Genomic DNA, 25,121 nt, shown 5'->3' with positions numbered 1-25,121 from the left:
TCAAACCCCCTTTGTAAGATATCGCCTCAGTATTTCAAGAGCCCATTGGGTAGCCATAAAACGATTTTCATTCCTACTTCCCTGGAAAAGAAATCTCCTCAAAACAACTTCTCTGTCTGTAGCAAAAGCCATGTAAGTAAGCCCCACGGGTTTGTGCTCTGTTCCACCCTCTGGACCAGATATACCGGTTATGGCAATTGCTATATCCGCATCCGTTTCCTCAAGGACTCCTATTGCCATCTGCCTACACACTTCCTCAGAGACCGCACCATGTTTTCTCAAAGCCTCTTCCTCAACTCCGAGCAGTTTAGTCTTAAGCTCGTTAGCATAGACCACAAAGCCACCCAAGAAGTATTGGGAAGAACCTGGTACATTTACAAGTCTTGCGGACAAAAGCCCAGCGGTACAGCTTTCTGCGGTGGCAAGTTTTAGACCCTTTTCCCTCAAAAGCTTTCCTACCACTTCCTCCATACTTTCCTTTCCTATTGCATAAATAAAATCCTTATACCTTTCCACAAAAAGCTTTAGCTTCTCTTCGTCCTCTATAAAAAAGTCAACACCACCAGCCCATTTTACACTTCTATACCCCTCAAGAGCATCTAAGCCTATAGTTCTTACAATAAAACCATTAAAATCAAGATTCTCTTCACATAACCCTACAATCATCCAATAGCCTCGTATCTATGATAAGGCTTCCTCAGAAAAGCACCAACCCTATGCCCAGGTTCAAAGGGTTGAAACTCTTCATATTCCGATGGGATAAAGATAACACCTTCCGCCACATTTTCTGTATGGATGAGTTCAAAGGAAACCCTTCCTATTTGCACGCTATCCTTTAGACCTCTACTTTTTGCAGTACGTGGGTTTATGTAAGCCTTTTGAAATCTTTCCATTTCATGAGTCCAAGGATTCCAATGTCCAAGGTCCTCCACAAGAGTACTGTCCGTATACAAGAAAAGCTCGCTCCTTCGTATGTGATAATGCTCTAAAAAGCCTTTTGAATCTACTTCTCCCATCTTAAGGTCAATCTCACCCTTTGCCCTTAGCTCCTCATAGTATTCAAAGTTCTCCAAACTCACCTCTAATCCGACCGCTTCTCCAAGCACATCCGCAGGACTATAAACATCCTCCGTGTCTACTGTCTTTGGTGAGTAGACAAGATAACCAAAGCCATGTCTGTAGTTTATAAAGTCCCTCTCTTGGAAAATGCTTAAGGCAAAAAGCATGTCCGAATAATGGGCGGTAAAGTTTGGAAAGGCCTGGAAGCTCACTACAAATTTATCCCTGAGGGCTTCCAGATGCTCATCCTTTAAATATCTGAAGAGATTTCCCACCACCACAAGGTTATCAAACTCCTCAAAGCTTTCAAAAAACTCCTCCATAGGCTTGGCAGGGAAAGGCATAAGGTCTCCCACAAAGCTGTAGTTGACACCAAACTTGCGTCTAAGCCCAGCAAGAATAGAGAGTATAGCTTCTCTAAAGGGAGAGTTCAAAAGGTGTGCCCCCACAAGGACAAGTGCACCTCTCATAAGAAACAGGCTTCTTTTAACAAACTCTACCTTGCTATCACCATTTTCAGCCTCAAGAATAGCTTGCAAAAATTCCATCATAGAATCTGGCTTCAAAAGCACTCTATCTTTCGCTTTGGCACAAATAGTTTCATATCTACTGGAAAGACACAAGAGGTATGCTCCGCTTTCCACCGCATCCACCACCCATCGCGTTGCCATAACCTCAGAAAAAACTGGCTCCGCGTCAACGGAGAGTATGAACTTAGCCCTTTTCCAGTCGGTAGGCTTGAGAGTTGACGGCGTAAAATCCACAACCGGAGCATCAACAAAAACATTCTCTGAAAGGCTTTTGGCAAGAAGATAATCTTCAAGTCCTGCCTGTCTACCAAGCAAAAAGGCGGTCTTACCCTTTGATAGTTTTCCCTTCAGGATTTCAAGAGCTTGAGCGTAATCAACAGAGATAAACTCATCTCCCTTCCTCATAAAAATACCTTTTAGTCTCATAGGATTACTTGTCGCTTCCTGTATATAGGCTATACCTTTGGTGCATAGACTTCCTATCCCCCTTGGGTCTGTAGGGTGTCCGTATAGGTCTACTATTTTACCTTCCTTTTGGTAGAGTATATATCCACAGGCACATCCACAGCCTGCACAGAAGCCTACCCTTTGGCTGTCAAACTCCTTCACCGTGAGAGGTATCTTCGTGGGCTCAAGGCTCATTGAGTAGAAGATTATACGACATTTTTCTACGGATTTATCTTGCGGGTTTTCTGATAGTTAATTATTGTTTGACATTATTATAGTATCAAACTACTTGACATTTTCCAAAACAGGAATATAATCATACCCATGGATGAGGTAGCCAAGATAATGGCAAGAGGATTGGTAGCTCTGCCCAGCGATGTTAGAAAAAGGCTTGGGTTAAAGGAAGGAGACTTGGTCAGGATTGAGGTAAAAGATGACCAGCTCATAATAAAGAAAGAGCAGAGGGTTTATGACCTAAAGGGTAGCATCCTATCAGGGCAAACCCAACAGAAGAGCTTCGCCCAGATATTAGCGGAAGAGTTCCAAAAACAGAAGGGAGGGAAGAAAGATGGCGGAGCTTAGAGGAACTAACCCTTACCATATAAAACCCCCTGAGCCTAAGGTTTTGCCCAAAAACTACACTCAAGGCGTAGACAATCTCTCTTCTGAAGACTTTCTAAAGATATATATAGAAACTCTAAGGTATCAAGACCCTTTCCAGCCTCAAGACCTCTCAAAGATGTTAGAGGATATGACAAGGCTAAATCAGATTAGGTATATGAACGATATGAAAAGCTTTATGGAAGGTCTCAAGGGTTGGTTTAATCAAATCACCCTTCTTTCAAGCCTGAGTTTGATAGATAAAGAGTTTGTGTTCTCCACTAACAAAATAGACACGCTAAAGGGTGGACAGTACTATCTTCTGTCTTCAGAGGATATAAAGGGTGCTACCATTAGGATAATGGACGGAGATGATGTGATAAAGGAATATCAAGTAGATATAAACAAGGGGCTTAATCCGATTGAACTCAGTGACCTGCCAAAGGGTCATTACAGCGTGCAGATCCTTAAGAACGGTATGCCAGTTGATAGTTTAAATCTTGGTGTTATGGGTAAGATAAAGTCTGTTAGTGTCTCTGGTGGAGAACTGCTTTTTGAGCTTGAAAATGGAGAGCTTGTCTCTCCTTCAAGATTAATATATGCAGGAGGGATGTAATCATGATGAGGAGCTTTTTTAACGCAGTAACGGGTATGAACGCCTACAGAACATGGATGGACATAACTGCAGATAATATGGCAAACGTAAACACCATAGGCTTTAAGGGTAGTAGACCCATTTTTCAGGACGTCATATCCTCGGTCACAATAGGTCTTAATACAGTAACCAACACCATTAAGTCTACCACTTACGGAGCGGGTGTTTTGGTTGACAGCACGCAAAAGCTTTGGACAATAGGTAACTTCAAGCAGACAGGTATAAATACCGACCTTGCTATACAAGGCAGAGGACTTTTTATAATAAAGGATCCCATTTCAGGGATCAACTACTACACAAGGGATGGGCAATTTAGGCTTAGCAGGGATGGTTATATGGTTAATTCTGGTGGTTTGAAACTGCAGGGCTTCAGAGTTGACGAGAGGGGAAAAACAGTAGGCACAGGTCTTGAGGATATTCACGTTATACCTCAGCTTCCACCAAAAGCTACAGGGCAGATAAGGTTCTTAGGTCCAACAAACCTAAACTCTGCCTCTCCACCCCCATCGGTGGCATTTGACCCAAACAACCCTTCCAGCTACAACTACAAATATACCATAACTATATATGACAGCCTTGGCACTCCATATCAGGCGGACATCTTTTTTAGAAACTCCACTACGGCGGTCAACACATGGCAGGTGTTCCTTAGGGCTGATGTAGACCCAGGAAACGCTGGCTACGAGGTGTCAGGCGACTGGACTATAACCTTTGACCCTGCTGGCACTCTCATATACGACAATACCGATGTTATTAGAGAGCCTTCAGCTGATGGGCTTAGCTTTGTATATTATCTTAATACCTCCAATCTTACAGTAAGCTACACAGCAACCACGGGCACAACCACTCCTAGTGGAGGCGTATTTCCTAATATAGGCGATTGGAGGATTATAGTAGGTGAAGAAGTGCAGGCAACAGCAGGGGTTGTTGGTACTACAATAGATAACTCATACATAACTCAGTATGCTTCAGATTTTATAGTTACCGTGGAGCAGAATGGCTACGCCAAGGGTGACCTTGTGGATGTCTATGTTCTGTCCGAAGATGGTGCGGTTGTAGGGGTGTATTCCAACGGAAAATCTCTACCCCTTTATAGAGTTGCGGTTGCAGTGTTCTCCGACCCAGAGGAACTTACAAAAAAAGGTTCTAATCTTTACACTTCCATTTCCACACCAACCATAATGGCTCCAGGCGGTGCGGAAAAAGTCAGGTCTGGCATGTTAGAAATGTCTAATGTGGATATAGCCTCTGAGTTTATAAATCTTATATCTGCCCAAAGGGCGTATCAGGCAAATACAAGGGTAATAACCTCATCCAACGCAGTGCTTGATGATACAATAAATCTGGTAAGGTAATTTAGAAGATGGGTATGGGAGGGACTAAAGGGGTGGGAGGGGGTTAAAGCTTTTCAAAAGCCTTAAAGAGTCTTTCAAGGTAATCATCTGTGTATCTTAGGGTTGTGGTAAGTCTTAGCCTTGCCATGCCTATGGGAACTGTAGGATATCTTATAGCTTGAATAAGTATTCCCTGCTTAAGAAGTCTATCCCTCAAGTCTAATGCTTTGGCTTCCTCGTAAACCATTATGGGCAGAATAGGTGTATGGTGAAAGAGAACCTCAAGCCCAATTGTGGAAAGCCGGCTATAGATCAACTCGCTTTTCTCTTTCAGCTTTCTTACCCTCCAGCTTTCTCGCTGGATAATCTCTATAGCCTTTTTTGCACCTGCACATACCGCCGGAGGAAGAGATGTAGAAAATATCAAGCTTCTTGCCTTGTTTACCAGATAATCACATAAAACCTTAGAACCACATACAAATGCACCATACGAACCTATCGCCTTTGATAATGTACCCATAACCACTATATAATCCTCCCAACTCTCTCCAAACTCCTCAAGACCACCTTTTCCAGAAGGTCCAAGGACACCCGTTGCATGGGCTTCATCAAGATAGAGCATGCAGTCAAATTCTTCCGCATACCTTTTTAGGGTTCTAATATCCGCAATGTCACCATCCATGCTAAAAACCGTATCCGTAACTATAAGACATCTTCTGTGGTAGTTTCTAAAGGTTTTGAGTAGCTCTTCTAAGTGTTGGTAGTCTCCATGTCTGTAGACAAGCACCTTAGATTTAGATAACCTACAAGCATCTATAATACTTGCATGGTTTAGCTGGTCGCTTAGGACTAAATCATCCTCCCCCACAAGGACAGGTATAGTGCCAAGGTTAGCGAGATAGCCAGAGCCGAAAAGAACACAGCAAGGTGTTAACTTAAACTCAGATAGTTTATCTTCAAGGTCTCTGTGGTGCTTTGTGTATCCAGATACCAGAGCGGAAGCCCCAGACCCAAGACCGTAATTTCTAAGAACCTTTACACTCTCCTCAATTACCTCAGGGTGGTCTTTCATCGCAAGGTAGTCGTTGGAGCAAAAGTCTAAAAGACCCTCTCTTAGGCTCCTTTGTCTGTAAAGACTTTCAAACCTGAGCCTTTCAAGCTCCTCTTCTATCCATTGCATTCAGTTTATGAGCTTGTTAAGGTCTTCCTCCGTTGGAAGTCCTGAGTGCATCCTTCCGTTCATACCTATAAAAGTAGGCGTCCCTCCTATGCCCAGCTTTTCCATCAGCTCAAGGTTCGCCTCAACCGCCTTTTTGCCCTCTTCACATTGATTTTGAGAAATGTAGCCTTCCGCATATTCCTTAAAGCCCTTTTTGTCACATATCACTGAAACTGCTTTAACAAAGGCTTCTGGGTGTATGGGGAGGGGGAAGAAGATAAGTCTTATCTGGACATTATTTTTCTTTGCCCACTCCTCTACTATTGGGTTGCTCCTTTTACAGAAGGGGCAATCTGGGTCTGTTATAAAGTATATGTATCTGTCACCCTCTCCATGCCTTACATTTACATGCTTTTCTATCTCTTTAAGCTGGTCTGCGGAGACCTTCATAAACTCTTGCTGTCTGTCTCTGGTTATGTTCTTTTTGTCCTTTACGCTTATTAAGTTTCCTGCAAGTAAGTATTCGCCTTTGCTGTCCATGTAGAAAACCAAAGGCTGTGTGCCAACTTTGATAACCACTTCACAAAGACCATCTATGTTTTGAACTTGGGATACGGATTCAACGCTGAAGTCTTGAGGTATAAAGTCTTTCACAGAGGTTTTGACCTGCTCCTTTGTAGGACACTTAGCCGAGCTTTGTCCACAAGCATTAATAGAAAACATCGCAACTATAAATGCTGAGAGGAAACCTACCTTTTTCAACATAATACCTCCTTTAGGGTTCATTATAAAGCAAAAGGGTAGTTTTCGCAAGCACAAGTTATCTCCTTCACAAGCACGAAAGGCTCCATTGTCCCGTTAAGCTCAAGGTGTGCTTTGGCATAAATCTTGGACCTGCTTTCAAAAAGTTTATGGAGTTCTTCTCTGCTCTTTCTCAAAAGAGGTCTTGATGAGTCTTTTCCACATCTTTCCAAAAAGGTTTCAAAATCCACTCTTAGCCAAACAACAAGCCCTGAGGTTTTCATTATCTCCATAGCCTTGGAGTTGCTACCCAATCCACCTCCTGTGCTTATTACAAGCCCCTCATCTTTTACCAAATCCATGAGAACCTCTAACTCACGCCTTCTAAAATAGTCTTCTCCTTTGGTTTCAAATATCTCAGGTATGCTCATCTTTTCTATCCTTTCAACTTCCTTGTCTATGTCCACAAACTGCCAACCTAACATATCAGCAAGAAGTCTACCCACTGTGCTCTTTCCACTACACATAAAACCTACGAGAAATATTTTCTTACAGCTCATGTCTAACAAAGATTATATTAAGCACGGTAAAAACCATTCCAAGCATAATGGCATAAGAAAGGGTTTTGGGCTTTATCCTCTTGAGGAGATTGAGGTGAACAATCACCGCATAGTATGTCCACAGGTATAGCACAAAGATGAGCTTTGGGTCGCTTACCCAATGTTTTCCAAAAAAGCTCCTGCTCCATAAGCTCCCAAAGATGAGGGTAAGGGTAAGGAAGAGAAAGCTTAGGTTCATAGAAAGCCTTTCCGCTCCTCTGAGAAGGCTAAGAGGCATAAAAAAGCCTGCTATGTTTTTTTGTTTTAATCTTGTTTCAAGGATAAGTTTTAGTATGGATGAAAAGCCTCCCAGGAAAGCAAAGGTGTAAGAAGCAAGGGCGGAGGTTATATGAAGGGAATACAGAGGACTTCTATAGGGTGAGGGTTCTGCGGGCATAGCCAAAAGGGTTGAAAGTATTCCAAATATGGCAAAAAAGGCGGAAAACTTCCAAAGATATTCGTATTTGAAAGATAGGAGTATGAGAATGCCTAAGATGACGTTTCCTAAGAGGGAATAAAAGCCATAAGTGTCCGCAAAGGGAAAACTGCCAACCTTGAAGGACAGACTGCTTATGTGAAGCACGTAAAATATGAGTGCGGAAGAGAGAAAAAGACGAGTAAACTCCTTAACCCTATCTACGAAATAGGAAATCAGGGAAAATACAAAGGCAACAAAGTAAAATACTATGCTAAGAGTAAGCAGGGACATGTAAGATAGTTTATCATGGTAGGCATAGACATAGTAAGCAATCAGAGGATAAAGTCTGCAGTTGAAAGGTTTGGAGAGAGGTTTCTTAAACGCATATACACAGAAGAGGAGCTAGGATACTGTATGGGTCAACAGACCTTCTATGAATGCCTCTCCGCACGTTGGGCTTGCAAAGAGGCGGTACTAAAAGCCTTTTATCAGGTTTACGGTGTGCTTCTCAAGTTCTCGGAGATAGAAGTCTATGGTGACAGGGGCAAGCCTGCAAGGGTGAGAATACTAAGAGAGGGCTACGAAGATATAAAGGTTTTTGTTTCCCTGTCTCACGAAAGGGAATTCTCCGTGGCGGTTGCTTATGTTTTAAAGGAGTAGAAGGGCCACATGTGATTGAGAGGTCCATGTCCTTTGCCAAGGGGTAGGGAATTCTCTATGGCTTTTTGAATATATTCCTTTGCCATACGCACAGAGTCTATGAGACTGTATCCCTTTGCCAGATAGGAAGTTATAGCAGAAGAGAAGGTGCATCCAGTGCCATGGGTGTTTTTTGTGTTTATAAACTCTCCCTTTAAGTATTCAAAGACCTTACCGTCATAGAACACATCCACAGACTCCTCACCCTCCATATGTCCGCCCTTTACCACAACTGCGGATGGACCATAAGAAAGTATCTTTTTGCAAGCCTTTTCCATATCCTCAAAGTTTCTTATTTTAAAACCACACAACTCCTCAGCCTCTGGAATGTTTGGAGTTACCAAAAGTGCAAGAGGAAGGATTTCTCTTATAAGCGTTTCTCTTGCGGATTGTTTTAAAAGCGGGTCTCCAGACTTTGCCCTCATTACAGGGTCTACCACGAGCTTTTCAATCCTTGTATCCTTTATAGCCTTTGCCACTGCCCTTATTATATCTTCGTTGGAGAGCATGCCAGTTTTGCAGGCATCCACGCCTATGTCCTCTACCACAACCCTTATTTGCTCATATACCACCCTTGGTGGAAGGTCCACAACTTCATAAACTCCCACCGTGTTTTGGACGGTTATGGAAGTTATAGCACTCATCCCATATACGCCCAGCACAGTAAAGGTCTTTAGGTCTGCTTGTATTCCAGCACCGCCACCGCTATCAGAGCCTGCTATGGTTAAAGCCCTTGGCACCATTAGAAGAAAAATCCTAACACAAAATGTATTCTGCTCCTTGACGTATCACCTGGCACCTTTTTCGTTTTAAAAGCCCAATCTAACTTTATGGGAGCAATGGGTGTTACAAACCTTATACCAACACCAAAGCCACCCTTCAGATTCTGGGTTTTTAGCTCACTCCAATCGTTAAAGCCAAGACCAGTGTCGTAAAAGAGTGCACCGTATAGTATGTTTTTATAGATTGGGTAGTTTGCTTCCGCAGATAATATAAGTTGTCTTTTTGCACCGATAGGGTCTTGTGTGTTAGGGTCAAGAGGACCCGCATAACCGTACTTATAACCTCTTACCGTAAAATCTCCTCCTACGAAAAACCTTTCATCCAATGGCACTCTTTTACCGCCGTAGGGTTCAACAAAGCCAAAGGAGCCTTTGAGAGACAGTATAAGACCAGTGTCTAACCAACTATCCTTGAAAAAGGTTTGATGAGATAGAGTTATCTTATTAAACCTCTCGCTTCCACCTAACACGGGCACAGCCACTGAATAACCCAGTTCTGTGAGAGAGCCACTTGAAGGGAATAGATAGTTATCCCTCGTGTCCCTTGTCAAACCAAAGATAAACTTTCTTGACTGCCTCGTTCCTGCCTCTTCTTTTATAAGGGCTGATGCATCAGGCGAGATATCCTTATACCTAACCCTTTGAAGGCTAATTCCTGCACTTGCCCTCCAAAACTCTGCAAACTCCCTTGAGAATATAAAGTCTACACCGGTTCTTTCCACTGTATAAGTGGTGTACTCTATCCTTCTGTCATACACAGAACCAGTAAGGTCTATAGGTTGGTTGAGAAACCATTTTCTTGTATAAGAAAGAGAATTGTCCCTGTATTTGCTTCCGTATGATATAGATATGCCTGCTATATCACCTGTTCCGAGGAAGTTACCCTTACGCAAAGAGACGAAGCCGGAAACACCAGTTACTTGATTGTAGCCAAGACCTATGGAAAACTGTCCCGTGAACCTCTCTCTTACTCTTGCGGAAAAGTCCCAGTTATTACCAAAGGTTGGAAATGGGTCTATAGAAACATCTTGATAGTATCCAAGGTTAAAAATCCTTGTCCTTGAACGGTTTATCTCTCTTTGGTTTGCCAGCTCACCCTCTTGGAATCTTAGCTCTCTTCTTATAACATAGTCCCTTGTTTCGTAGTTGCCTTGGACCTCTATCCTGTTTACGTAGACAGGCTCACCCTCATCCACTTTCAAACTTACACTTACCTTTTTGTTTTCCCTATCCACCGCTTCTTTTTCTTCCACAAGGACACCAAGAAAACCTATCTCTGAGTATTTCCTCCTTATGTTTTCCTTTATCCTGTCTATAACTTCTTTTCTGTAGTAGCCTCCTCTGTTTTTCCTAAGCAGTTCTTCCACCAGCTCAGAGTATGCGTATAGCGTATTGCCCTCTATCCTTAGGTCAGATAGTTTGTATCTTGGTCCTTCTTGTATTTTTATGTTTATCTCGTATCTGTCTCCTTCCTTCCTTATTGAATAATCCACTTCCGCCTCAAGGAAGCCCTCGGAGCGGTAAAAATCTCTTATCTTCCTTACATCCTCTCTTAACACATCCTCGCTGAAGGGTGGCTTTAGCCTGAGAGAGAGAAGGCTAACTGGTTTTGTTTCCATGAGTCCGAGCAGCTTACCTCTACTAAAGGTTCTGTTTCCAGTGAAGTTTATGCTCCTTACATACTCTGGCTCTCCTTCCACTATTTTGTAGACAACCTTCGATGCTCCCTTTTTTGGAACAAGTTCATAACTAACTTGGACGTTAGGATAGCCCTCCTTCATGTAGGCTTCTACTATCCTCCTCTTTATAAACTCTAGCTCCTCACGGGTGAGCACCCTTCCGAGCCTGAGCCTCCTCTGTATTTCCAGCCTCTCCTCCACCGCAGGTGCTGAAGTAAATCCCTTTATGAGCTCCTCTGGTTCTATCTTGCCCACCTCCGTTTCTATGCCTATTTTTCTTTCCAGCTCATCAGACTTTATCTTTCTGTTGCCTACAAACTCTATTTTGTATATGACAGGCAAATCCTTTACCCTGTACACAAGAACTACATCTCCGCCCACCCTCTCTTCATAAACCTCCACCTCATCAAAGAAGCCAGTTCTATACATGCGTCTTATGCTTTCTCTAACCATATCCGGGCTGTAGAGACTACCCTGCCTTATGTTTATAAGCCCGAGTATAACATCCTCTGGCACATACCTTGCTTCTTCTACTCTTATTTCCCTCACAACCTGTGCAAGGGAAAAGCTCACCAATGTAAAGAGTGGAAGTACAATTTTAAGCAATATCCACATATCTTCTACCCTCCTCAACAAAACCGCAAACAAAAGAAGAAGGCACCGTATTAAGAGCGTAAGGCACGTCCTCTTTCCCAACTACCACCATAAAACCCACGCCCATGTTAAAGGTTCTAAACATCTCCTCCTCCTGTATTTTCCCTAACTCCCTTATCCAGTCAAAAACCGGGTTTTTTGGAATTTTATCCTTTTCCACAACCGCCCTTAGACCTTCTGGAAGTATTCTAACAAGATTTCCCGGTATGCCACCACCTGTTATATGAGCCATTCCCTTTATCTTTATGCGAGAAGACCTTAGCCTTTGCACTTCTTGGAGGTATATCTTGGTGGGTTCTAAAAGCACCTCCCAAACCTTTCTACCTTCAAATTTATCGTGATAACTTATGCCACGGTCTTCCAACACCTTTCTTATAAGGCTGTATCCGTTGCTATGAAATCCGCTTGAGGGAAAGCCTATTATAACATCTTCGGGTCTTATGTCCTCTCCAGTAATGAGCTCCTCCTCCTCACACACTCCAAGACAGAAACCCGCAAGGTCATACACACCTTCTGGATAAAAGTCTGGCATTTCTGCAGTCTCTCCACCCACAAGGGCAACTTCCGCAAGCCTGCAACCCTCCACTATACCATCCATAAGCTCTCTCATAACCTTAAGGTCTATCTTGCCCGTCGCTATATAGTCAAGAAAAGCTATAGGCTTTGCACCAGTGGTCAAAAGGTCGTTTACATTCATAGCAACGAGGTCTATGCCTACCGTGTTGTGAACACCTACCGCCTGAGCTACTTTTAGCTTTGTGCCCACACCGTCGGTTGTAAGCATAAGGACAGGGTTCTTATAGCTCTTGAGTTTTACACCACTGGCAAAGGAGCCAAAGAGTAGAGCTTGATGTGGCAGAGTTTTTACCTTTTCCTTTATATATCCCACAAAGTCTTCCGCCCTCTCTATGCTTACACCAGCTCTTTTGTAAGTCCACTCACCCATGGAAATAAAACTCCTCTATAACAGTGTATATGGGCCCTACAGAGGTCAGAGAGCTTTTTATGAGTGCCACTCTGTCAACAAGGTCTTCCCCAAAGATGGTGTTTTCATGTTGACGCAGAAGGTCCTTTAGAGCTCTTTTATCAAACTCCTTCACTCTACATATGGTAACGTGTGGGTAAAAAGGTTTACCTTCGTCTCTTATACCCACCTGCCTGTTCGCTCTTACTATGTTTCTGGCAAGGTCTATGAGCTGTCTGTGACCCTCCGATACACCTATCCAAAGAACCCGAGCTCTATCAGGGCTTGGGAAAACTCCCAAACCCCTATACTTTACCCTTACGGGTTTATTAGATTGTGCTATTTCCTGAAGAGTTTTCAAAAGATCCGTAAGCCTTTCCTGTTGCAAATCCCCTATAAACTGAAAGGTCATATGGAAGTTCTGTGGTTCTACCCACTTTCCCTTGATGAATTTCTCGCTTTGTGTTCGTATTTTCTCCACCGATTCCTGTATCTTCTTGGTGGTAAAAAAACCCACAAAAACCCTTATCATTACCAATACCTAAAAGGTCCAGTATCAAGGTGCACGAAGCCAGACCTTGGATAGTATCCTACCCCACCAGCCCTTAAACTAATCGCAAGGTCTCTTAGCCGGCTTAGGTTCATGCCTTGCAACCTTATATCTATCGCCTTTCCACGCGTATGGTAACTATCCCTGGCTACACCTTTTCTTACTCTGCTAAGGTAAGCGTTGGTGGATGGAGACCTATATCCAGATATTACTTCCACCCTTTCCCTTTCAGATAACTTGGTTATGAGATAAAGAAGGTCAAGAAGTCCTACGTCTATCTGAGCAACCTCTCCGCTTCTGTAGTCTCTCAAGAGCCAGTTTATCTCTCTAAGAGAGCTCTCTATATACTCTCCGTCTATCCAGTAAGCGCTCCTGAGGCTTTCACCAGTGTTCAAAGAGTAAAGGTCAAGGTATCTTGCTCCCTCCGAGATACCTTTAATCTCAAAGACCGAAGCATAAGATAAAGAGCCTGTCATAAGCAGGCATCCTATATATCCCATTGATTTTAAAAGCTCTCTCCTTGTCATCTCCTACCTCCAGTCCTAAAGAGTGCACGAGACAAAATTGTATCATATCCATACAGGTCTTCTCTAAAATGAATCATGCCGTTTCTTTCAAAGGCGGTAAAGTATAGTATGTATATAGGAACTGGCGGGTTGACCCTTAGAGTTTGAGTTTGTCCGCTTTTTATGAGATTTTCTAACCTTCTGTCGTTCCAACCCTCTCCCAATAGGCTTATAGCTAACTGTCTTGCCTTCTCCACCCTTATACATCCAGAGCTATAGGCTCTCTTAGTGTGGTTGAAAAGATGTCTTTCGGGTGTATCGTGCAGGTAAACTGCAAAGGGGTTAGGGAAGTTAAACTTTATAACGCCAAGGGCGTTCCTTCCTCCAGGTTCTTGAACAAGCCTAAAGGGAAAGTTCCTTTCGTTATACTGACTCCAGTCCACCTGCAGTGGGTCTATCTCTTCCTCTCCAAGGAATACTCTAAAACCTTTCCTTGCAAGATACTCTGGGTTTTTCTTTACCTTTGGAAGTATATCCTTGGTTGATATGCTTACAGGCACATACCACTTTGGGTTTATTGTAATGCTTTCTATCCTACTGTAGAGCATGGGTGTGGGTCTAAAGTCTTTTATATAATTCCTGCCTACTATTACCTTTGAGTGGAGTTTTATAGAGCCTTCTATAAGGAAAAGCTCAAAGGAAGGCACATTTACCACCACCGCTCTCTTAAAGTCCTCCGGTAGCCAGCGGTGTTTTTCAAGGTTTAGGTATATTTGTCTAAGCCTATCTTTTGGGCTTACGTTCAGCTCCGCGAGGGTCTTTTGGTCTATAAGTCCATTTTCTGGTAGACCGTGTCTTCTCTGGAAATTTTTTACCCCTTGGAGCAATGCATCATCAAAACTTTCAGATGGATTATACTCCTGCAGGTCTCCCAAAAGAAAGAGCCTAAATCTTATCTCGTCAAGACATGGGCTTTTATCTCCATAACGCAGAGGCTTTGCAATCCTTATAGGTCTCCACTCAAAAGCGGACAAGTCATTATAAAACTTAGCCTGCTCCACCAAAAACCAATAATCCCTGTTTTTGGGAGCAAGTTCCGAGAAAAAATCCTCAAGCCTTCCTTCTCTTATGAGAGTTGTAAGCACCTGAGGAACTATATATGGTTTATGGGGCAGGTTCAATTCCTTGTATATGTCTGAAGGTCTTACCCTTCCATAGTAGAGGTGATGGGCAAGGTTAATAAACATATCTGTGGTAGCAAACTCTGGGTTGGCACTGTTTGGAAGTTTATAGCTCTCTGGGTCAAGTCCATGATAGATAGCAGAGGAGAGTATTTCTTGAAGTTTCTGTAGGTTTTCCGTTGGCTGACCTTCACAGTACCATATGCAGTTGACATTGAGAAGTTTATAGAGTTGTTGAAACTTTAGCTTTCTATCGTAGGCTAAGAGAACATCTGAGAAGAAAAGGACGAGAAAAAAGAAAGTGACCGCCATGGGCGGTCAACATTATATCACATAGGCTTTCCTTCTATAACGTCTCCACCTTCACCCTTTTGTGTGGTTTGTCCTTGATATATATAGCTTCCTATCTTACCAGCGGTCTCAAGCACCCGTTCAATAGTCCTTCTTACTTCTTGCACATCTTGAGAGCTTTCAAAGACCCTCCTTGCCTCTTCTATGGTCCTTTCTATCTCTGAAACCATATCCGTGGGCAGTTTTTCCTTGTTTTCCTTTAGAGTCTTTTCAAGGTTGTAAATATATTGGTCAAGTTGGTTTTTGGCTTCCACGAGTTCCTTCTTTTTCCTGTCTTCTTCTTCGTGGAGCTGGGCATCCTTTACCATCTTCTCTATCTCTTCCTGCGTAAGACCTGAAGATGCTTGAACTCTTATGGACTGCTCTTTGCCAGTGCCTAAGTCCTTTGCGGTTACATGGAGAATACCATCCGCATCTATGTCAAAACACACCTCTATCTTTGGAACGCCTCTGGGTGCTGGTGGTATACCAGTGAGATAAAACTTGCCCAGGGATTTGTTGTCTTTTGCCATTGGACGTTCGCCCTGTAGCACGTGGATTTCTACTTCTGTTTGATAATCGCTGGCTGTGGTAAAGGTTTCACATTTCCTGTAGGGTATGGGTGTGTTTCTGGGTATAAGAACCGTCATAACGCCACCATAGGTTTCCACACCAAGAGATAGAGGAGTTACGTCCACAAGGAGTATTTCCTTGACTTCTCCAGAAAGCACACCAGCCTGTATGGCAGCACCCACTGCCACCACTTCGTCTGGGTTTACACCCTTGTGTGGTTCTTTACCAAAGAATTCCCTTATCCTTTGCTGAACAAGAGGTATCCTCGTAGAACCTCCCACAAGCACCACATCGTCAATATCCTGAGGTCTTAGTTTGGCCTCCTCAAGGGCTTTTTTAACAATATCCATAGTTCTGTCTATGAGGTCTTTTATCATCTCTTCAAGTCTTGCTCTTGTAAGCTTTTTCTGTAGGTGCAAAGGTTGATTGGTGGATGGGTCTATGGTTATAAAAGGTAGATTTATCTCTGTTTCTAACTTAAAGGATAGCTCCTTCTTTGCCTGCTCGCTGGCTTCCTTTAGCCTTTGCAAAGCGGTCCTATCTTTTCTTAGGTCAACACCAGTCTCTTTCTTGAACTCCTCTATCAGCCATTCCATTATCCTTTCGTCTATGTTTGCACCACCAAGATGTGGATCTCCGCCCGGAACCTTAGCTTCTATTACTCCTTCTCCAACTTCAAGAATGGAAACGTCAAAGGTTCCACCACCAAAGTCGTAAACAAGTATCCTCACATCGCTTTTCTTATCAAGTCCATAGGCAAGTGCTGCAGCGGTTGGCTCGTTAAGAATTCTAAGCACCTCAAGCCCTGCTATCTTACCTGCATCCTTTGTAGCTTGTCTTTGCCTTTCGTTAAAGTAGGCAGGAACTGTTATGACCGCCTTTGTTATTTTTTCTCCAAGGTATGCCTCTGCAGCTTCCTTTAACTTTTTAAGCACCTGTGCTCCTACTTCTTCTGGACGGACCTTCCTACCTAGGTTTGGTATCTCAAAACTGGCATCTCCCTTGTCATCTGGCACTACCTTGTAAGAAACACGTTTTGCCTCATCGAGCACTTCTTCGTATTTCCTGCCTATGAACCTTTTAGACTCATATACGGTGTTTTCTGGGTCAAGTATGGCACGCCTTTTTGCAGGCTCTCCCACAAGCACCTCCTTTTCCTTTGTCCAAGAGACCACAGAGGGCGTAAGCCTTGAGCCCTCCTGATTGGCAATAACCACTGGTTCATCACCTACTATAACCGCCACCACAGAGTTTGTTGTCCCAAGGTCTATGCCTATTATCTTCTCCGCCATAAAGCACCTCCTTTTTAGAGTGTGATATCTAATATAAAACTTTAGCGTAGTCTTGTCAAGTTTTTTATGTGAGGTTTTTAGAAGTTATCCAGGGAGGGAATAAAATACAAGAACATGTTCTGTCCAAGAACACTACTGATAGAATAGTAGACATTAAAGACAAAAAAAGACTACAACAAAGAACTGGTCAGAAGAGTTTAACTCTTTATTGACCCCTTCCCTCTTCCAAGAAGAACAAAAGCATCAGGAAAACCCAAAAGGAGGTAGACCACACTTCTATCCCAGAAACCTTATTCCCTTTCTCATGTTCCTCAAGTTTGCCCTCAGACTATCCGATAGATAAACAGAAGGTGTAGCCAGAAAACGTGACCATTTCAAAATTTGTATAAATTCTACCACACCTCATAGCCTACCCTTAAAAAGAATTATCAGCTGAGCATATATCCTCTCCCAATCCCTTAAAGGCTTCTTCCACTTCTCCTCTAAGTCCATAGCTACTCCATAACATACCTTCAGCAATGCCTCATCCGTTGGAAATATCCTCTTGCCATATATTACCTTCCTTATCTTGCTGTTTATACTCTCCACAAAGTTTGTAGTCGCCAACATCCTCCTTATCTCATAAGGATACTTGTAAAAGGTCAATATCTCCTCAACCTCCCTTTCCCACTCCTTCACTACCTGTAGATACTCTACTTGGTATTCCCTCTTAAACCTTTCAAAGTTCTCCTTCCCTTGCATCTGTGTGGAGGACATGTATATTGCCCTCAATGCACTGGCTACTCTCTTCCTGTCTTTGTATTTGACCTTCTTTAGGCTGTTCCTTACCTTGTGAACAAGACATTTCTGATGGTCACTCATGGGATATACGCTCCTTTAGAGTATAGGAGGAAGGGTTTGTCAGAGACTTTGATTTGACCTGAGGGTATATTTATGGCTTTTTGTATTAGCCATTTGTGGAGGTTAGTGTTATGGGAGCGTTTGTATTCTTCGTAGCCGAGGAATTCGTACAATTCTGCCTGTAGGATTTTGCCGATGGTTTGAGCCATCAGGTCTTTGAGTGGCTCGTTGAACTCCTTGCGGTATTGTTTTACTTTTTCTTTGCTTGGCTGTTTATCGCTAAGACTTCCTTACTTTATTTTTACACAGTGGATGAAACGCTCCCTAATTTCGCACTCGAGATACAAACCCTTATAATTAAAGGCATGACGCAGAGGCACAAAAAGTATATCTACAGGCTTGAACCAGAAAGGTTTTATCAGTTTCTTTTAGAGTATGGAAAGGGTGTGGAAATACTTTCAGAAAGTGAGTCCTTTGTAGAGTTTGCACTGTATGAACCCTATGAGGGGCTAGAACCCTTAGAGTTTTTTGAGGTAGAAACTCTTCCGCCGGAGAGGGTTTTTAGGGCTCGCAGGGTGGGGCAGTTTATGGTTTTACCTTCTTGGATAAAGCCGATAGTTATAAGACAAGGAGTAGCCTTTGGCACTGGGCTACACGCTACCACCCGCCTCTGTCTTGGGCTAATCCAAGAGTATTTACAAGAGGGTTGGTCTGTTTTGGACGTGGGAACTGGCACGGGCATACTTGCTATAGCCTGCAAAAAACTAGGGGCTGGTAGTGTTGTTGCCATAGACATAGACCCCCTTGCGGTTCAAGAATGTGTGCATAACGCCAAAGAGAACTGCGTTGAGATTGAGTGTTGGCATGCCAAACCAGAAGACATAAAGGAAACCTTTGACCTTCTTGTGGCAAACCTTGAGTTAGAAATATTTAAAAGGGAGCTTGCTTATCTTACGAAACTCTTCAAAAGGATTGGCATTTTTTCTGGACTTTATGGAAAGGAGGACTTAAGGGCTTTTCTTGACCTACTTGGTCTAAGACCTGCTAAAATAAAGAGGTTGGAAAACTGGTATGGCGTTGCGGTAGTGTTATGAGATACAGATACAGACTTGAAGAAAGAAGGGAAAAAAGACTTGGATTTGTAAGGCTCATAAGGAGGCTGGCAATTTTTTCCTTCGTCCTTATAATGTTCTATACACTCTTTATCTTCCTAAGCGGAAGACCAAGCATATCAGAAGAAGACCTAAGGTCTCTGTCCCTTATTCCTTCGGAAAAAACCTTTACGCTTAGAGCAAACAAGCCCATAGAGGAGATAAGGATTTATGCAGAACAAGAGGGTCAAAAGAGGGAGATATTCAAAGCAAAGCCTACAGAACCCTCAAAGGAGATAACTTTTACCCTAAGGGCAAAGGAAGCGGGTCTCAAAGATGGTAATGCAAGGCTTTTCGTGGAGCTTTCCTCAGGCTTTTTACAGAGCAGGACATACATCCTTGACGCCCTTGTGGATACCATACCCCCAAGGTTTAGTGTTATATCTTACCTCTCCTCTCCAACGCTTGGTGGAACTTCTGCAGTGAAGATAAGGACTGAAGAAGAGGTTGAGGCTTTTGTGCTCATGGGACAGTATGAGTATATGCTTTATTCTCTTGGTGATGGATATTATTTTGGTCTCTTTCCCGTAAGGCTTGACCAACAAAACTTAAGTAGTATCACAGTGGCAGTAAAAGACAAAGCAGGAAACCTCTCTCAACAAACCCTTTCCTTGAGGATAAGGAATGTAAGGTTTAAGGAAGACAATATAACCATAGACGATAGCTTCATAAACAGGGTTATATACCCACTTCTTGGAGAAGAAGGTAAAGGACTTGAACCCCTACAAGCCTTTAAGAGAATAAACGAGCTTTGGAGACAAAGAGATATGGCAAGGCTTGAAGAGATAGGCAGGAAAAGTGAACCAAGGGTCCTTTGGGAGGGTGCCTTTTTACAACTGCCAAGGAGCAAGGTGTTTGCAGGTTATGGAGAGATAAGACACTATTACTATGATGGACAAAAGGTAAGCGAAAGCAGGCACATGGGCTTTGACTTTGCCTCTGTGGAGAGGGCGGAAGTGCCAGCGAGCAACTCAGGAGTGGTAGTCTTTGCTGGAGACCTTGGCATATATGGAAACACGGTGGTAATAGACCATGGCATGGGTCTTATGAGCCTTTATGGTCATCTTTCAGAAATTAGGGTAAAAGAAGGACAGTATGTGAAGAAGGGAGAGGTCATAGGAAGGACTGGCAAGACTGGGCTTGCACTTGGAGACCATCTTCACTTTGGCATTTTAGTGCAAGGCTATGAGGTAAACCCACTTCAGTGGCTTGACCCCAAATGGATAAGGGACAACATACTCTTTGTTCTTGATGCAAAATGAAATGGTTAAGATATAAGCTCTCTGTCTTTTTGGCACCTCTCGTGGCTTTTCTAATAAGGCTAATTCATAAAACTATAAGGTGGGACAAAAGAATAGACTACGAGCTCTACAGGGGCAAGATAATAGCCCTTCTTCATGGAAACGCCCTTGGTATTGCCATGCTTGGCATAGACAGGGGTATTTACGCCTTGGTGAGTAGGTTCAGAGACGGAGACATAGCAGAGAGGTTTCTCCTTAGCCTTGGCTACAGGGTGGTAAGAGGCTCAAGCGAAGAGGGAAAGCCACAAAAGGGTGGGAGCATAGGACTTCTTAGGTTGGTAAAAGTCCTCAGAGAGGGAAACACGGTAGCCATAACGGTGGATGGGCCCAAGGGCCCCTACGGGAAGGTAAAGGCGGGTGTAATCTTATTGGCACAGAAAACAGGAGTGCCAATAATCCCAGTATATGTGGACTTTGAATGGTATATAAGGCTAAAAACTTGGGATAGGCTAATTATCCCTATCCCCTTCTCAAGGGCAAAGGTTAGGATTGGAAATCCTCTATGGGTTCTGCCAGAGGATAGCATAGAGGCTAAGAGGGAGGAGTTGGAAGAGGTCCTTTCCTCTCTTTCTTTGGGAAGATTTTCTGAGAGAGCTTTGGAGCTAAAAGAAAGCTAAAGCTACCTATCAATGCGGTAGAAAGCACCAAAGCAAAGGCAAGGGATTGGGCTGGTGCGTAAAAGCTGGCAAAAATTACAGAAAACTCTCCACGCTGGATAAAGGAAAGAGAAGCCCTCATAGCGGTCCTCTTGTTAAATCCGTATAGGATAGCACCGTAGTAAGTGGAGACGAGTTTAAAAAACACAGACATTACTATCAACAAAGCCAATAGCCAAGGGTTAAAATCAAAGCTAAGTTTTGCATGAAAGGTAAACATGAAAAAGAAAACTCCCACCGATATTTCCTTTAGGTCTGTCAGGGATTTTTCTATAACCTCAAATAGCTTACTCTTTTCTGGCACGAGCACACCCAACATAAAGGCAACAAGAGCATCAGATAGACCTAACTTGAGGCTTATTCCAGAAGAAAGGAGCAAAAAGCCAAGCACCATGAAAGGCACAAGTCCCTCATCCAACCTTTTATCAAGGTAGTCAACCACCCTTTGGGATGGAGCTTTCAAAAGGTAAAAAATTCCAAAAAGCAAAAAGACTGCCAGAACGCCCCTTGAAACACTTATCACATCTGGCTCACCCCCAAAGGTAAGACCCGTAAGCACAGACAAAAGCACTATACTCACAAGGTCTTCAAAAATTAGTATTCCAATTAACAGCTCCGCCTCTGGGTTTACAAGCCTTTTGTAGTCCATAAGGAGCTTTGCGGTTATGGCTGTGCTACTGGGATATACCACCGCACCTATAACAAGAGAGAAGACCAAGTCCTTCGTGAAAAGGTAAGTGATAATGAAGGCAGGCACGAAGTTAAACAGGAAATCTAAGAAGCCAGGCTTTAACACCCTTTTCATGCCTGCCAGCCTTTCAAAGGAATACTCAAGACCTATAAAGAAAAAGAGGAGGATAACCGCAGAGTATTCAAAGATTATCAATACATCCTCAGCCCTATGAGGTAAAAAGGACTTACCTAAAAGACCTGCGAGCATAAAGGAGAGGATGTATGGGACTTTGACCCTTGAGAGAATAAGAGCAGAAAAGAAAAGGAGTAGAAAAACTCCCCCAGCTAATATAAAGTCTTGAGGATTGTGCATCTTAGGTGCTACACCTTCCGCAGAGTTCCAGAAAATGGTTTATTTGCATACGCGTGCCCACAACTATTAGCACGTCCCCTAACTCTATCCTTTCCTTGTATGGGTCTGGACTGGGTATAATCTTACCTTTTCTGTCTATGGCTATAACAGACACGCCTGTGGTTCTTCTTATCTGAAGCTCCGCTATGGTTTTGTTTATAAAGTTTGACCCCGACTCCACCTTTACCCATTCCATGACCACTTCTTTTAGGATAAGCTCCATTTTATCCGCCTTTATAGGCTGATAGAGTGCTCCCGCAAGCAAAAAGCCAAGCTCCTTCGATTCCTCTTCTGTTAGCTCAAAGACACAGGCAGTCTCCTCCTCTTCCATGAGATATATTTCCCTCTTGCCTGTGTTGTATATTACAAGCACCAACTCCCTCCCCTCTCTCAGGCTTATGGAATATTTCTTGCCTATGCCGGGCAAGTCTGTTTCTTTTATGTCCATAAACTATATTTTACCGCTTCCTTATGGACTTGAGTATGTCCTTCCTCTCTGCAAGGACTATGGACTTTATGCCCTCATCCCTCTGGTATACTTCTGAAACCTCCCTTTGTATAAACTCTATGAGCTTTTGCACTTGAACCTCCAACTCCTCAATCTGCTCCTTCATGCGAAGGATTATGTCAATGCCTGCAAGGTTTACGCCCAAGTCTCTGCTGAGGGTAAGGATAATCTCAAGCCTTTGTATGTCCTCTTCCGTATAGTAGCGTGTCCTTCCCTTACTCCTTGTGGGTTTTATAAGACCTTCCCTTTCATAGAGCCTAAGGGTTTGCGGGTGTATGTTGAACATGCTGGCTACCACGCCTATGGTGTAGAGCCTTGTCCTTTCCCTTTTCATGTTTGTCTCTCCCTTATGCGTTCTGGCTCTGGCAAGAGTTTGTCAAGCTCCTCAAGAAGCTGTTTTATCCTCCTGCCATCGCCAAAGAGTTTATCCATAAACCCCAGCTTGGGAACATCTATGTGAACCCTCACAAAGAGGTCTCCCCTTCCTTCTGACATCAGTTTTGGCATACCATGTCCTTCTACCCTTATGGTGTCTCCCTCTTTCACCCCTGGGGGAGTCTTCACCCTAACACTCTTACCTTCAAGGGTAGGAACTTCAAGCTCTGTCCCAAGAACCGCTTCGGTGAGCTTTAGGTTTACATCCACATAGAGGTTGTTGCCCCTCCTTTCAAAGAGGGCATGAGGCTTTACCTTTATGGTTATGATAAGGTCTCCAGGAGAACCTCCAAACATGCCTGCGTTGCCCTTGCCCTCCGCCAGCACCTTACTGCCCGTATCCACACCAGCTGGAATCCTTACCTTCACCTCTTCCCTTTGAGGAATGGTTCCCCTGCCTCTGCACTTGGAACATGGTTCTCTTACAACACCTTCACCTCCACAGGTGGGACAGGTCTGTGCTATGGTCATGAAAAACTGCCTTTGAACCACCTCACCCCTTCCACCACAGGTAGGACAAACCCTCTCTCCCTTGCTCTTGTCGTAACCGCTTCCACCGCAGGCATCGCAGAGAACCTCTCTCACCAGAGGAATGCTCACCACCGTGCCCCTGTAGGCTTCCTCAAGGCTTAGCTCCACCGTGTAGTATATGTCCTCGCCCTTTATGGGTCTTCTTTGCTCGCGCCTTCTTCCACGCGTGGCCCTTTCAAAAATGTCCTCGAAGCCAAAACCCCTGAGAAGCTCTTCAAATAGGTCTCCCACGTTTTGGAAAACCACCTCTTGGTATTCCTGACTACCGGACTGAGCTCCGAAGGCAGTGTGTCCATACTGGTCGTAGAGCTTTCTCTTTTCTGGGTCTGAAAGCACCTGATAGGCTTCGTTTATCTCCTTGAACTTCTCTTGAGCTTCTGGGTCTTTGTTAAAGTCTGGGTGGTATTTTCTTGCAAGCCTACGGTAGGCTTTCTTTATTTCTTCCTGAGTTGCGTTCCTCGGAACGCCAAGTATCTCGTAATAGTCCCTTTTTGCTGACTGTGCCATGTTAAAAGATTTTAGTCAACTTTTATCAAATTTCAAGAGGTAGCCAAAGGGTAGAAGGTTTATTGCTTTAGTAGGACTACAATAGGATTTATAGTTTATAATAGTCAACTATGCTAAAAGAATACAACCCGTATCTTGAATACAAGGGCGATGACCTTTACTTAGATGATGTCTCTCTGAGAGCCCTTGCGGAAGAATTTGGCACTCCGCTCTATGTCTACAGCGGTAGCTACATCAGAGACAGAATAAGGGCATACACAGAAGCATTCCCTGAAGCACTTATATGCTATGCGGTAAAGGCAAACTTTAACCCTTACATAGTTACCTTAGTCAAGGAAGAGGGTGCTGGTGCCGACATTGTTTCTGGTGGTGAGCTATTTATAAGCCTAAGAGCAGGAATAGAGCCTTCAAAGATAGTCTACGCAGGCGTAGGGAAAACGGTCAAGGAACTGGAGTATGCCATAAGCTCAGACATTCTTATGTTTAACGTGGAATCTCTTATGGAGCTTGAAGTGCTTGACGAGCTCGCTGGAAAGCTTGGCAGAAAGGCTCGCATAGCCATAAGGGTGAACCCAGACGTGGACCCAAAGACGCATCCCTACATATCCACTGGGATGAAAAAGAGTAAGTTTGGAGTGGATATAAAGACCGCAAAGAAGGAATACGAACACACCAAAAAATTGAAAAACCTGCAAGTGGTTGGTATTCACTGTCATATAGGCTCCCAGATATTGGATGTTTCTCCTTACATTGAAGCCTCTCAAAAGGTGGTGGAGCTGTATTATGACCTTATTAAAGAGGGCTTTGATATCCAATACCTTGACCTCGGTGGAGGGCTTGGGATAAAGTATAAGCCAGAGCAGTCAAACCCAGAACCCTCTGACCTTGCAGAAGCCATACTTCCGGTAGTCAAGGAGGTAAAGGCTAAAATTATTCTTGAGCCAGGAAGGTCTGTGGTAGGAAACGCAGGCATACTCTTGACGCAGGTTCAGTTTATCAAAGACAAAGGACATAAGCACTTTGTTATAGTGGATGCGGGCATGAACGACCTTGTGAGACCTGCCATGTATGAAGCCTACCATCACATGGTTCCAGTGGAAAGAAAGGATAGACCCTATATAAAGACCGATGTGGTGGGTCCAATATGTGAAACAGGAGACTTTCTTGCCTTAGATAGAGAGCTTCAGGCGGTAGAAAGGGGTGAATACTTGGCGGTTTTGTCTGCGGGTGCTTATGGCTTTGCCATGTCCTCTCACTACAATGTGAGACCAAGAGCCTGTGAGGTGCTTGTGGAGAAAGGAAAATACAGGGTTATAAGGCAAAGGGAAGATTACGAATACATAGTTGCTTTGTAAT

The 25,121-nt window shown here is 43.5% G+C and carries 26 protein-coding genes; 8 read left to right on the top strand and 18 right to left on the bottom strand.

Going from position 1 to position 25,121, the window contains the following annotated elements:
* A complete protein-coding gene (locus IAE16_RS08980) occupies positions 1–666 on the bottom strand; it encodes a CinA family protein (RefSeq protein ID WP_323700501.1) in 666 nt (221 codons plus the stop codon).
* A complete protein-coding gene (locus IAE16_RS08975; RefSeq protein WP_323700500.1) occupies positions 663–2,231 on the bottom strand; it encodes a molybdopterin-dependent oxidoreductase family protein in 1,569 nt (522 codons plus the stop codon). The genes IAE16_RS08980 and IAE16_RS08975 overlap by 4 nt, the downstream gene beginning before the upstream one ends.
* Positions 2,232–2,360: 129 nt before the next feature.
* Between IAE16_RS08975 and IAE16_RS08970 the strand changes: the two genes are divergently transcribed.
* The 3 genes from IAE16_RS08970 to IAE16_RS08960 are packed head-to-tail and all read left to right on the top strand — an operon-like array spanning position 2,361 to position 4,646.
* On the top strand, positions 2,361–2,618 hold the full coding sequence (locus IAE16_RS08970; protein WP_323700499.1) for an AbrB/MazE/SpoVT family DNA-binding domain-containing protein: 258 nt from the start codon (positions 2,361–2,363) through the stop codon (positions 2,616–2,618).
* Positions 2,605–3,252, top strand: a complete 648-nt coding sequence (locus IAE16_RS08965; protein WP_323700498.1) for a flagellar hook assembly protein FlgD — start codon at positions 2,605–2,607, stop codon at positions 3,250–3,252. The genes IAE16_RS08970 and IAE16_RS08965 overlap by 14 nt, the downstream gene beginning before the upstream one ends.
* A gap of 2 nt (positions 3,253–3,254) precedes the next feature.
* A complete protein-coding gene (locus tag IAE16_RS08960; RefSeq protein ID WP_323700497.1) occupies positions 3,255–4,646 on the top strand; it encodes a flagellar hook protein FlgE in 1,392 nt (463 codons plus the stop codon).
* A 43-nt stretch (positions 4,647–4,689) separates the two neighbouring features.
* Here the strand turns inward: IAE16_RS08960 and bioF are convergent, their stop codons facing one another.
* From bioF to ccsA, 4 genes are all read right to left on the bottom strand, one after another.
* Positions 4,690–5,805, bottom strand: coding sequence for an 8-amino-7-oxononanoate synthase (gene bioF / locus IAE16_RS08955; protein WP_323700496.1), 1,116 nt, complete (start codon positions 5,803–5,805; stop codon positions 4,690–4,692).
* Positions 5,806–6,507, bottom strand: a complete 702-nt coding sequence (locus tag IAE16_RS08950; RefSeq protein WP_438617131.1) for a DsbC family protein — start codon at positions 6,505–6,507, stop codon at positions 5,806–5,808.
* Between the two features lie 62 nt (positions 6,508–6,569).
* Positions 6,570–7,085, bottom strand: a complete 516-nt coding sequence (locus tag IAE16_RS08945; protein WP_323700494.1) for a shikimate kinase — start codon at positions 7,083–7,085, stop codon at positions 6,570–6,572.
* Positions 7,075–7,833, bottom strand: a complete 759-nt coding sequence (gene ccsA / locus IAE16_RS08940) for a cytochrome c biogenesis protein CcsA (protein ID WP_323700493.1) — start codon at positions 7,831–7,833, stop codon at positions 7,075–7,077. The genes IAE16_RS08945 and ccsA overlap by 11 nt, the downstream gene beginning before the upstream one ends.
* 15 nt (positions 7,834–7,848) lie before the next feature.
* On the opposite strand from ccsA, the gene acpS reads away from it, so the two are divergent.
* Positions 7,849–8,202 carry a holo-ACP synthase gene (acpS, locus tag IAE16_RS08935; protein ID WP_323700492.1) on the top strand — a complete coding sequence of 118 codons (354 nt, stop codon included), beginning with the start codon at positions 7,849–7,851 and terminating at the stop codon, positions 8,200–8,202.
* Here acpS and thiD read toward each other — a convergent pair.
* The 8 genes from thiD to IAE16_RS08895 all read right to left on the bottom strand — a co-directional run bounded on the left by thiD (position 8,184) and on the right by IAE16_RS08895 (position 17,613).
* A complete protein-coding gene (thiD, locus tag IAE16_RS08930; protein WP_323700491.1) occupies positions 8,184–8,984 on the bottom strand; it encodes a bifunctional hydroxymethylpyrimidine kinase/phosphomethylpyrimidine kinase in 801 nt (266 codons plus the stop codon). The two genes, acpS and thiD, sit on opposite strands and share 19 nt — an antisense overlap.
* Positions 8,984–11,317, bottom strand: coding sequence for an outer membrane protein assembly factor BamA (gene bamA / locus IAE16_RS08925; RefSeq protein WP_323700490.1), 2,334 nt, complete (start codon positions 11,315–11,317; stop codon positions 8,984–8,986). Before bamA ends, thiD begins: the two co-directional genes overlap by 1 nt.
* A complete protein-coding gene (gene purM, locus IAE16_RS08920) occupies positions 11,301–12,302 on the bottom strand; it encodes a phosphoribosylformylglycinamidine cyclo-ligase (protein WP_323700489.1) in 1,002 nt (333 codons plus the stop codon). The genes bamA and purM overlap by 17 nt, the downstream gene beginning before the upstream one ends.
* Positions 12,295–12,852, bottom strand: coding sequence for an RNA 2',3'-cyclic phosphodiesterase (gene thpR, locus IAE16_RS08915; protein ID WP_323700488.1), 558 nt, complete (start codon positions 12,850–12,852; stop codon positions 12,295–12,297). The genes purM and thpR overlap by 8 nt, the downstream gene beginning before the upstream one ends.
* Positions 12,852–13,397 carry a peptidoglycan L,D-endopeptidase MepK gene (gene mepK, locus IAE16_RS08910; protein WP_323700487.1) on the bottom strand — a complete coding sequence of 182 codons (546 nt, stop codon included), beginning with the start codon at positions 13,395–13,397 and terminating at the stop codon, positions 12,852–12,854. The genes thpR and mepK overlap by 1 nt, the downstream gene beginning before the upstream one ends.
* Positions 13,394–14,869: a L,D-transpeptidase family protein gene (locus IAE16_RS08905; protein WP_323700486.1), complete on the bottom strand. Its 1,476-nt coding sequence runs from the start codon at positions 14,867–14,869 to the stop codon at positions 13,394–13,396. The genes mepK and IAE16_RS08905 overlap by 4 nt, the downstream gene beginning before the upstream one ends.
* A 17-nt stretch (positions 14,870–14,886) precedes the next feature.
* Positions 14,887–16,752: a molecular chaperone DnaK gene (dnaK, locus tag IAE16_RS08900; RefSeq protein WP_323700485.1), complete on the bottom strand. Its 1,866-nt coding sequence runs from the start codon at positions 16,750–16,752 to the stop codon at positions 14,887–14,889.
* A gap of 402 nt (positions 16,753–17,154) precedes the next feature.
* Positions 17,155–17,613 carry a transposase gene (locus IAE16_RS08895; RefSeq protein ID WP_323700484.1) on the bottom strand — a complete coding sequence of 153 codons (459 nt, stop codon included), beginning with the start codon at positions 17,611–17,613 and terminating at the stop codon, positions 17,155–17,157.
* A gap of 179 nt (positions 17,614–17,792) precedes the next feature.
* On the opposite strand from IAE16_RS08895, the gene IAE16_RS08890 reads away from it, so the two are divergent.
* The 3 genes from IAE16_RS08890 to IAE16_RS08880 are packed head-to-tail and all read left to right on the top strand — an operon-like array spanning position 17,793 to position 20,661.
* The gene (locus IAE16_RS08890; protein WP_323700483.1) at positions 17,793–18,686 is read left to right on the top strand and encodes a 50S ribosomal protein L11 methyltransferase; all 894 of its coding nucleotides are present in this window, start codon (positions 17,793–17,795) and stop codon (positions 18,684–18,686) included.
* Entirely contained in the window at positions 18,683–20,005 is a 1,323-nt protein-coding gene (locus IAE16_RS08885; RefSeq protein ID WP_323700482.1) for a M23 family metallopeptidase, read from the top strand. Before IAE16_RS08890 ends, IAE16_RS08885 begins: the two co-directional genes overlap by 4 nt.
* The gene (locus tag IAE16_RS08880) at positions 20,002–20,661 is read left to right on the top strand and encodes a lysophospholipid acyltransferase family protein (protein ID WP_323700481.1); all 660 of its coding nucleotides are present in this window, start codon (positions 20,002–20,004) and stop codon (positions 20,659–20,661) included. The genes IAE16_RS08885 and IAE16_RS08880 overlap by 4 nt, the downstream gene beginning before the upstream one ends.
* Here IAE16_RS08880 and IAE16_RS08875 read toward each other — a convergent pair.
* Genes IAE16_RS08875 through dnaJ form a run of 4 tightly spaced genes read right to left on the bottom strand, consistent with a single transcriptional unit; the run spans position 20,576 to position 23,765 of the window.
* On the bottom strand, positions 20,576–21,745 hold the full coding sequence (locus tag IAE16_RS08875; protein WP_323700480.1) for a cation:proton antiporter: 1,170 nt from the start codon (positions 21,743–21,745) through the stop codon (positions 20,576–20,578). The two genes, IAE16_RS08880 and IAE16_RS08875, sit on opposite strands and share 86 nt — an antisense overlap.
* A 1-nt stretch (position 21,746) precedes the next feature.
* A complete protein-coding gene (locus tag IAE16_RS08870; protein ID WP_323700479.1) occupies positions 21,747–22,232 on the bottom strand; it encodes a cation:proton antiporter regulatory subunit in 486 nt (161 codons plus the stop codon).
* A gap of 10 nt (positions 22,233–22,242) precedes the next feature.
* Positions 22,243–22,626 carry a heat shock protein transcriptional repressor HspR gene (locus tag IAE16_RS08865; RefSeq protein WP_323700478.1) on the bottom strand — a complete coding sequence of 128 codons (384 nt, stop codon included), beginning with the start codon at positions 22,624–22,626 and terminating at the stop codon, positions 22,243–22,245.
* The gene (gene dnaJ / locus IAE16_RS08860) at positions 22,623–23,765 is read right to left on the bottom strand and encodes a molecular chaperone DnaJ (RefSeq protein ID WP_323700477.1); all 1,143 of its coding nucleotides are present in this window, start codon (positions 23,763–23,765) and stop codon (positions 22,623–22,625) included. Before dnaJ ends, IAE16_RS08865 begins: the two co-directional genes overlap by 4 nt.
* A gap of 110 nt (positions 23,766–23,875) precedes the next feature.
* Between dnaJ and lysA the strand changes: the two genes are divergently transcribed.
* Positions 23,876–25,120 carry a diaminopimelate decarboxylase gene (gene lysA / locus IAE16_RS08855; RefSeq protein ID WP_323700476.1) on the top strand — a complete coding sequence of 415 codons (1,245 nt, stop codon included), beginning with the start codon at positions 23,876–23,878 and terminating at the stop codon, positions 25,118–25,120.
* Position 25,121: the final 1 nt, after the last annotated feature.

The sequence above is a fragment of the Hydrogenobacter sp. T-2 genome, from assembly GCF_033971325.1.
GTDB lineage: Bacteria > Aquificota > Aquificia > Aquificales > Aquificaceae > Pampinifervens > Pampinifervens diazotrophicum.
Note: the sequence above shows the minus strand (reverse complement) of the source record. Positions and strands in the feature narration are given on the sequence as shown.

Bases quoted from the DNA above. Each gene is read 5' to 3' on its own strand.
- IAE16_RS08975 (WP_323700500.1), bottom strand. From the start codon at position 2,231: ATGAGCCTTGAGCCCACGAAGATACCTCTCACGGTGAAGGAGTTTGAC.
- IAE16_RS08965 (WP_323700498.1), top strand. From the start codon at position 2,605: ATGGCGGAGCTTAGAGGAACTAACCCTTACCATATAAAACCCCCTGAG.
- thiD (WP_323700491.1), bottom strand. From the start codon at position 8,984: ATGGTGCCAAGGGCTTTAACCATAGCAGGCTCTGATAGCGGTGGCGGT.
- IAE16_RS08875 (WP_323700480.1), bottom strand. From the start codon at position 21,745: ATGCACAATCCTCAAGACTTTATATTAGCTGGGGGAGTTTTTCTACTC.
- mepK (WP_323700487.1), bottom strand. From the start codon at position 13,397: ATGACAAGGAGAGAGCTTTTAAAATCAATGGGATATATAGGATGCCTG.
- IAE16_RS08865 (WP_323700478.1), bottom strand. From the start codon at position 22,626: ATGAAAAGGGAAAGGACAAGGCTCTACACCATAGGCGTGGTAGCCAGC.
- IAE16_RS08960 (WP_323700497.1), top strand. From the start codon at position 3,255: ATGATGAGGAGCTTTTTTAACGCAGTAACGGGTATGAACGCCTACAGA.
- lysA (WP_323700476.1), top strand. From the start codon at position 23,876: ATGCTAAAAGAATACAACCCGTATCTTGAATACAAGGGCGATGACCTT.
- dnaJ (WP_323700477.1), bottom strand. From the start codon at position 23,765: ATGGCACAGTCAGCAAAAAGGGACTATTACGAGATACTTGGCGTTCCG.
- IAE16_RS08980 (WP_323700501.1), bottom strand. From the start codon at position 666: ATGATTGTAGGGTTATGTGAAGAGAATCTTGATTTTAATGGTTTTATT.
- IAE16_RS08970 (WP_323700499.1), top strand. From the start codon at position 2,361: ATGGATGAGGTAGCCAAGATAATGGCAAGAGGATTGGTAGCTCTGCCC.
- thpR (WP_323700488.1), bottom strand. From the start codon at position 12,852: ATGATAAGGGTTTTTGTGGGTTTTTTTACCACCAAGAAGATACAGGAA.
- IAE16_RS08870 (WP_323700479.1), bottom strand. From the start codon at position 22,232: ATGGACATAAAAGAAACAGACTTGCCCGGCATAGGCAAGAAATATTCC.
- dnaK (WP_323700485.1), bottom strand. From the start codon at position 16,752: ATGGCGGAGAAGATAATAGGCATAGACCTTGGGACAACAAACTCTGTG.
- IAE16_RS08880 (WP_323700481.1), top strand. From the start codon at position 20,002: ATGAAATGGTTAAGATATAAGCTCTCTGTCTTTTTGGCACCTCTCGTG.
- IAE16_RS08905 (WP_323700486.1), bottom strand. From the start codon at position 14,869: ATGGCGGTCACTTTCTTTTTTCTCGTCCTTTTCTTCTCAGATGTTCTC.
- IAE16_RS08945 (WP_323700494.1), bottom strand. From the start codon at position 7,085: ATGAGCTGTAAGAAAATATTTCTCGTAGGTTTTATGTGTAGTGGAAAG.
- IAE16_RS08885 (WP_323700482.1), top strand. From the start codon at position 18,683: ATGAGATACAGATACAGACTTGAAGAAAGAAGGGAAAAAAGACTTGGA.
- acpS (WP_323700492.1), top strand. From the start codon at position 7,849: ATGGTAGGCATAGACATAGTAAGCAATCAGAGGATAAAGTCTGCAGTT.
- bioF (WP_323700496.1), bottom strand. From the start codon at position 5,805: ATGCAATGGATAGAAGAGGAGCTTGAAAGGCTCAGGTTTGAAAGTCTT.
- IAE16_RS08950 (WP_438617131.1), bottom strand. From the start codon at position 6,507: ATGTTTTCTATTAATGCTTGTGGACAAAGCTCGGCTAAGTGTCCTACA.
- purM (WP_323700489.1), bottom strand. From the start codon at position 12,302: ATGGGTGAGTGGACTTACAAAAGAGCTGGTGTAAGCATAGAGAGGGCG.
- ccsA (WP_323700493.1), bottom strand. From the start codon at position 7,833: ATGTCCCTGCTTACTCTTAGCATAGTATTTTACTTTGTTGCCTTTGTA.
- IAE16_RS08895 (WP_323700484.1), bottom strand. From the start codon at position 17,613: ATGAGTGACCATCAGAAATGTCTTGTTCACAAGGTAAGGAACAGCCTA.
- bamA (WP_323700490.1), bottom strand. From the start codon at position 11,317: ATGTGGATATTGCTTAAAATTGTACTTCCACTCTTTACATTGGTGAGC.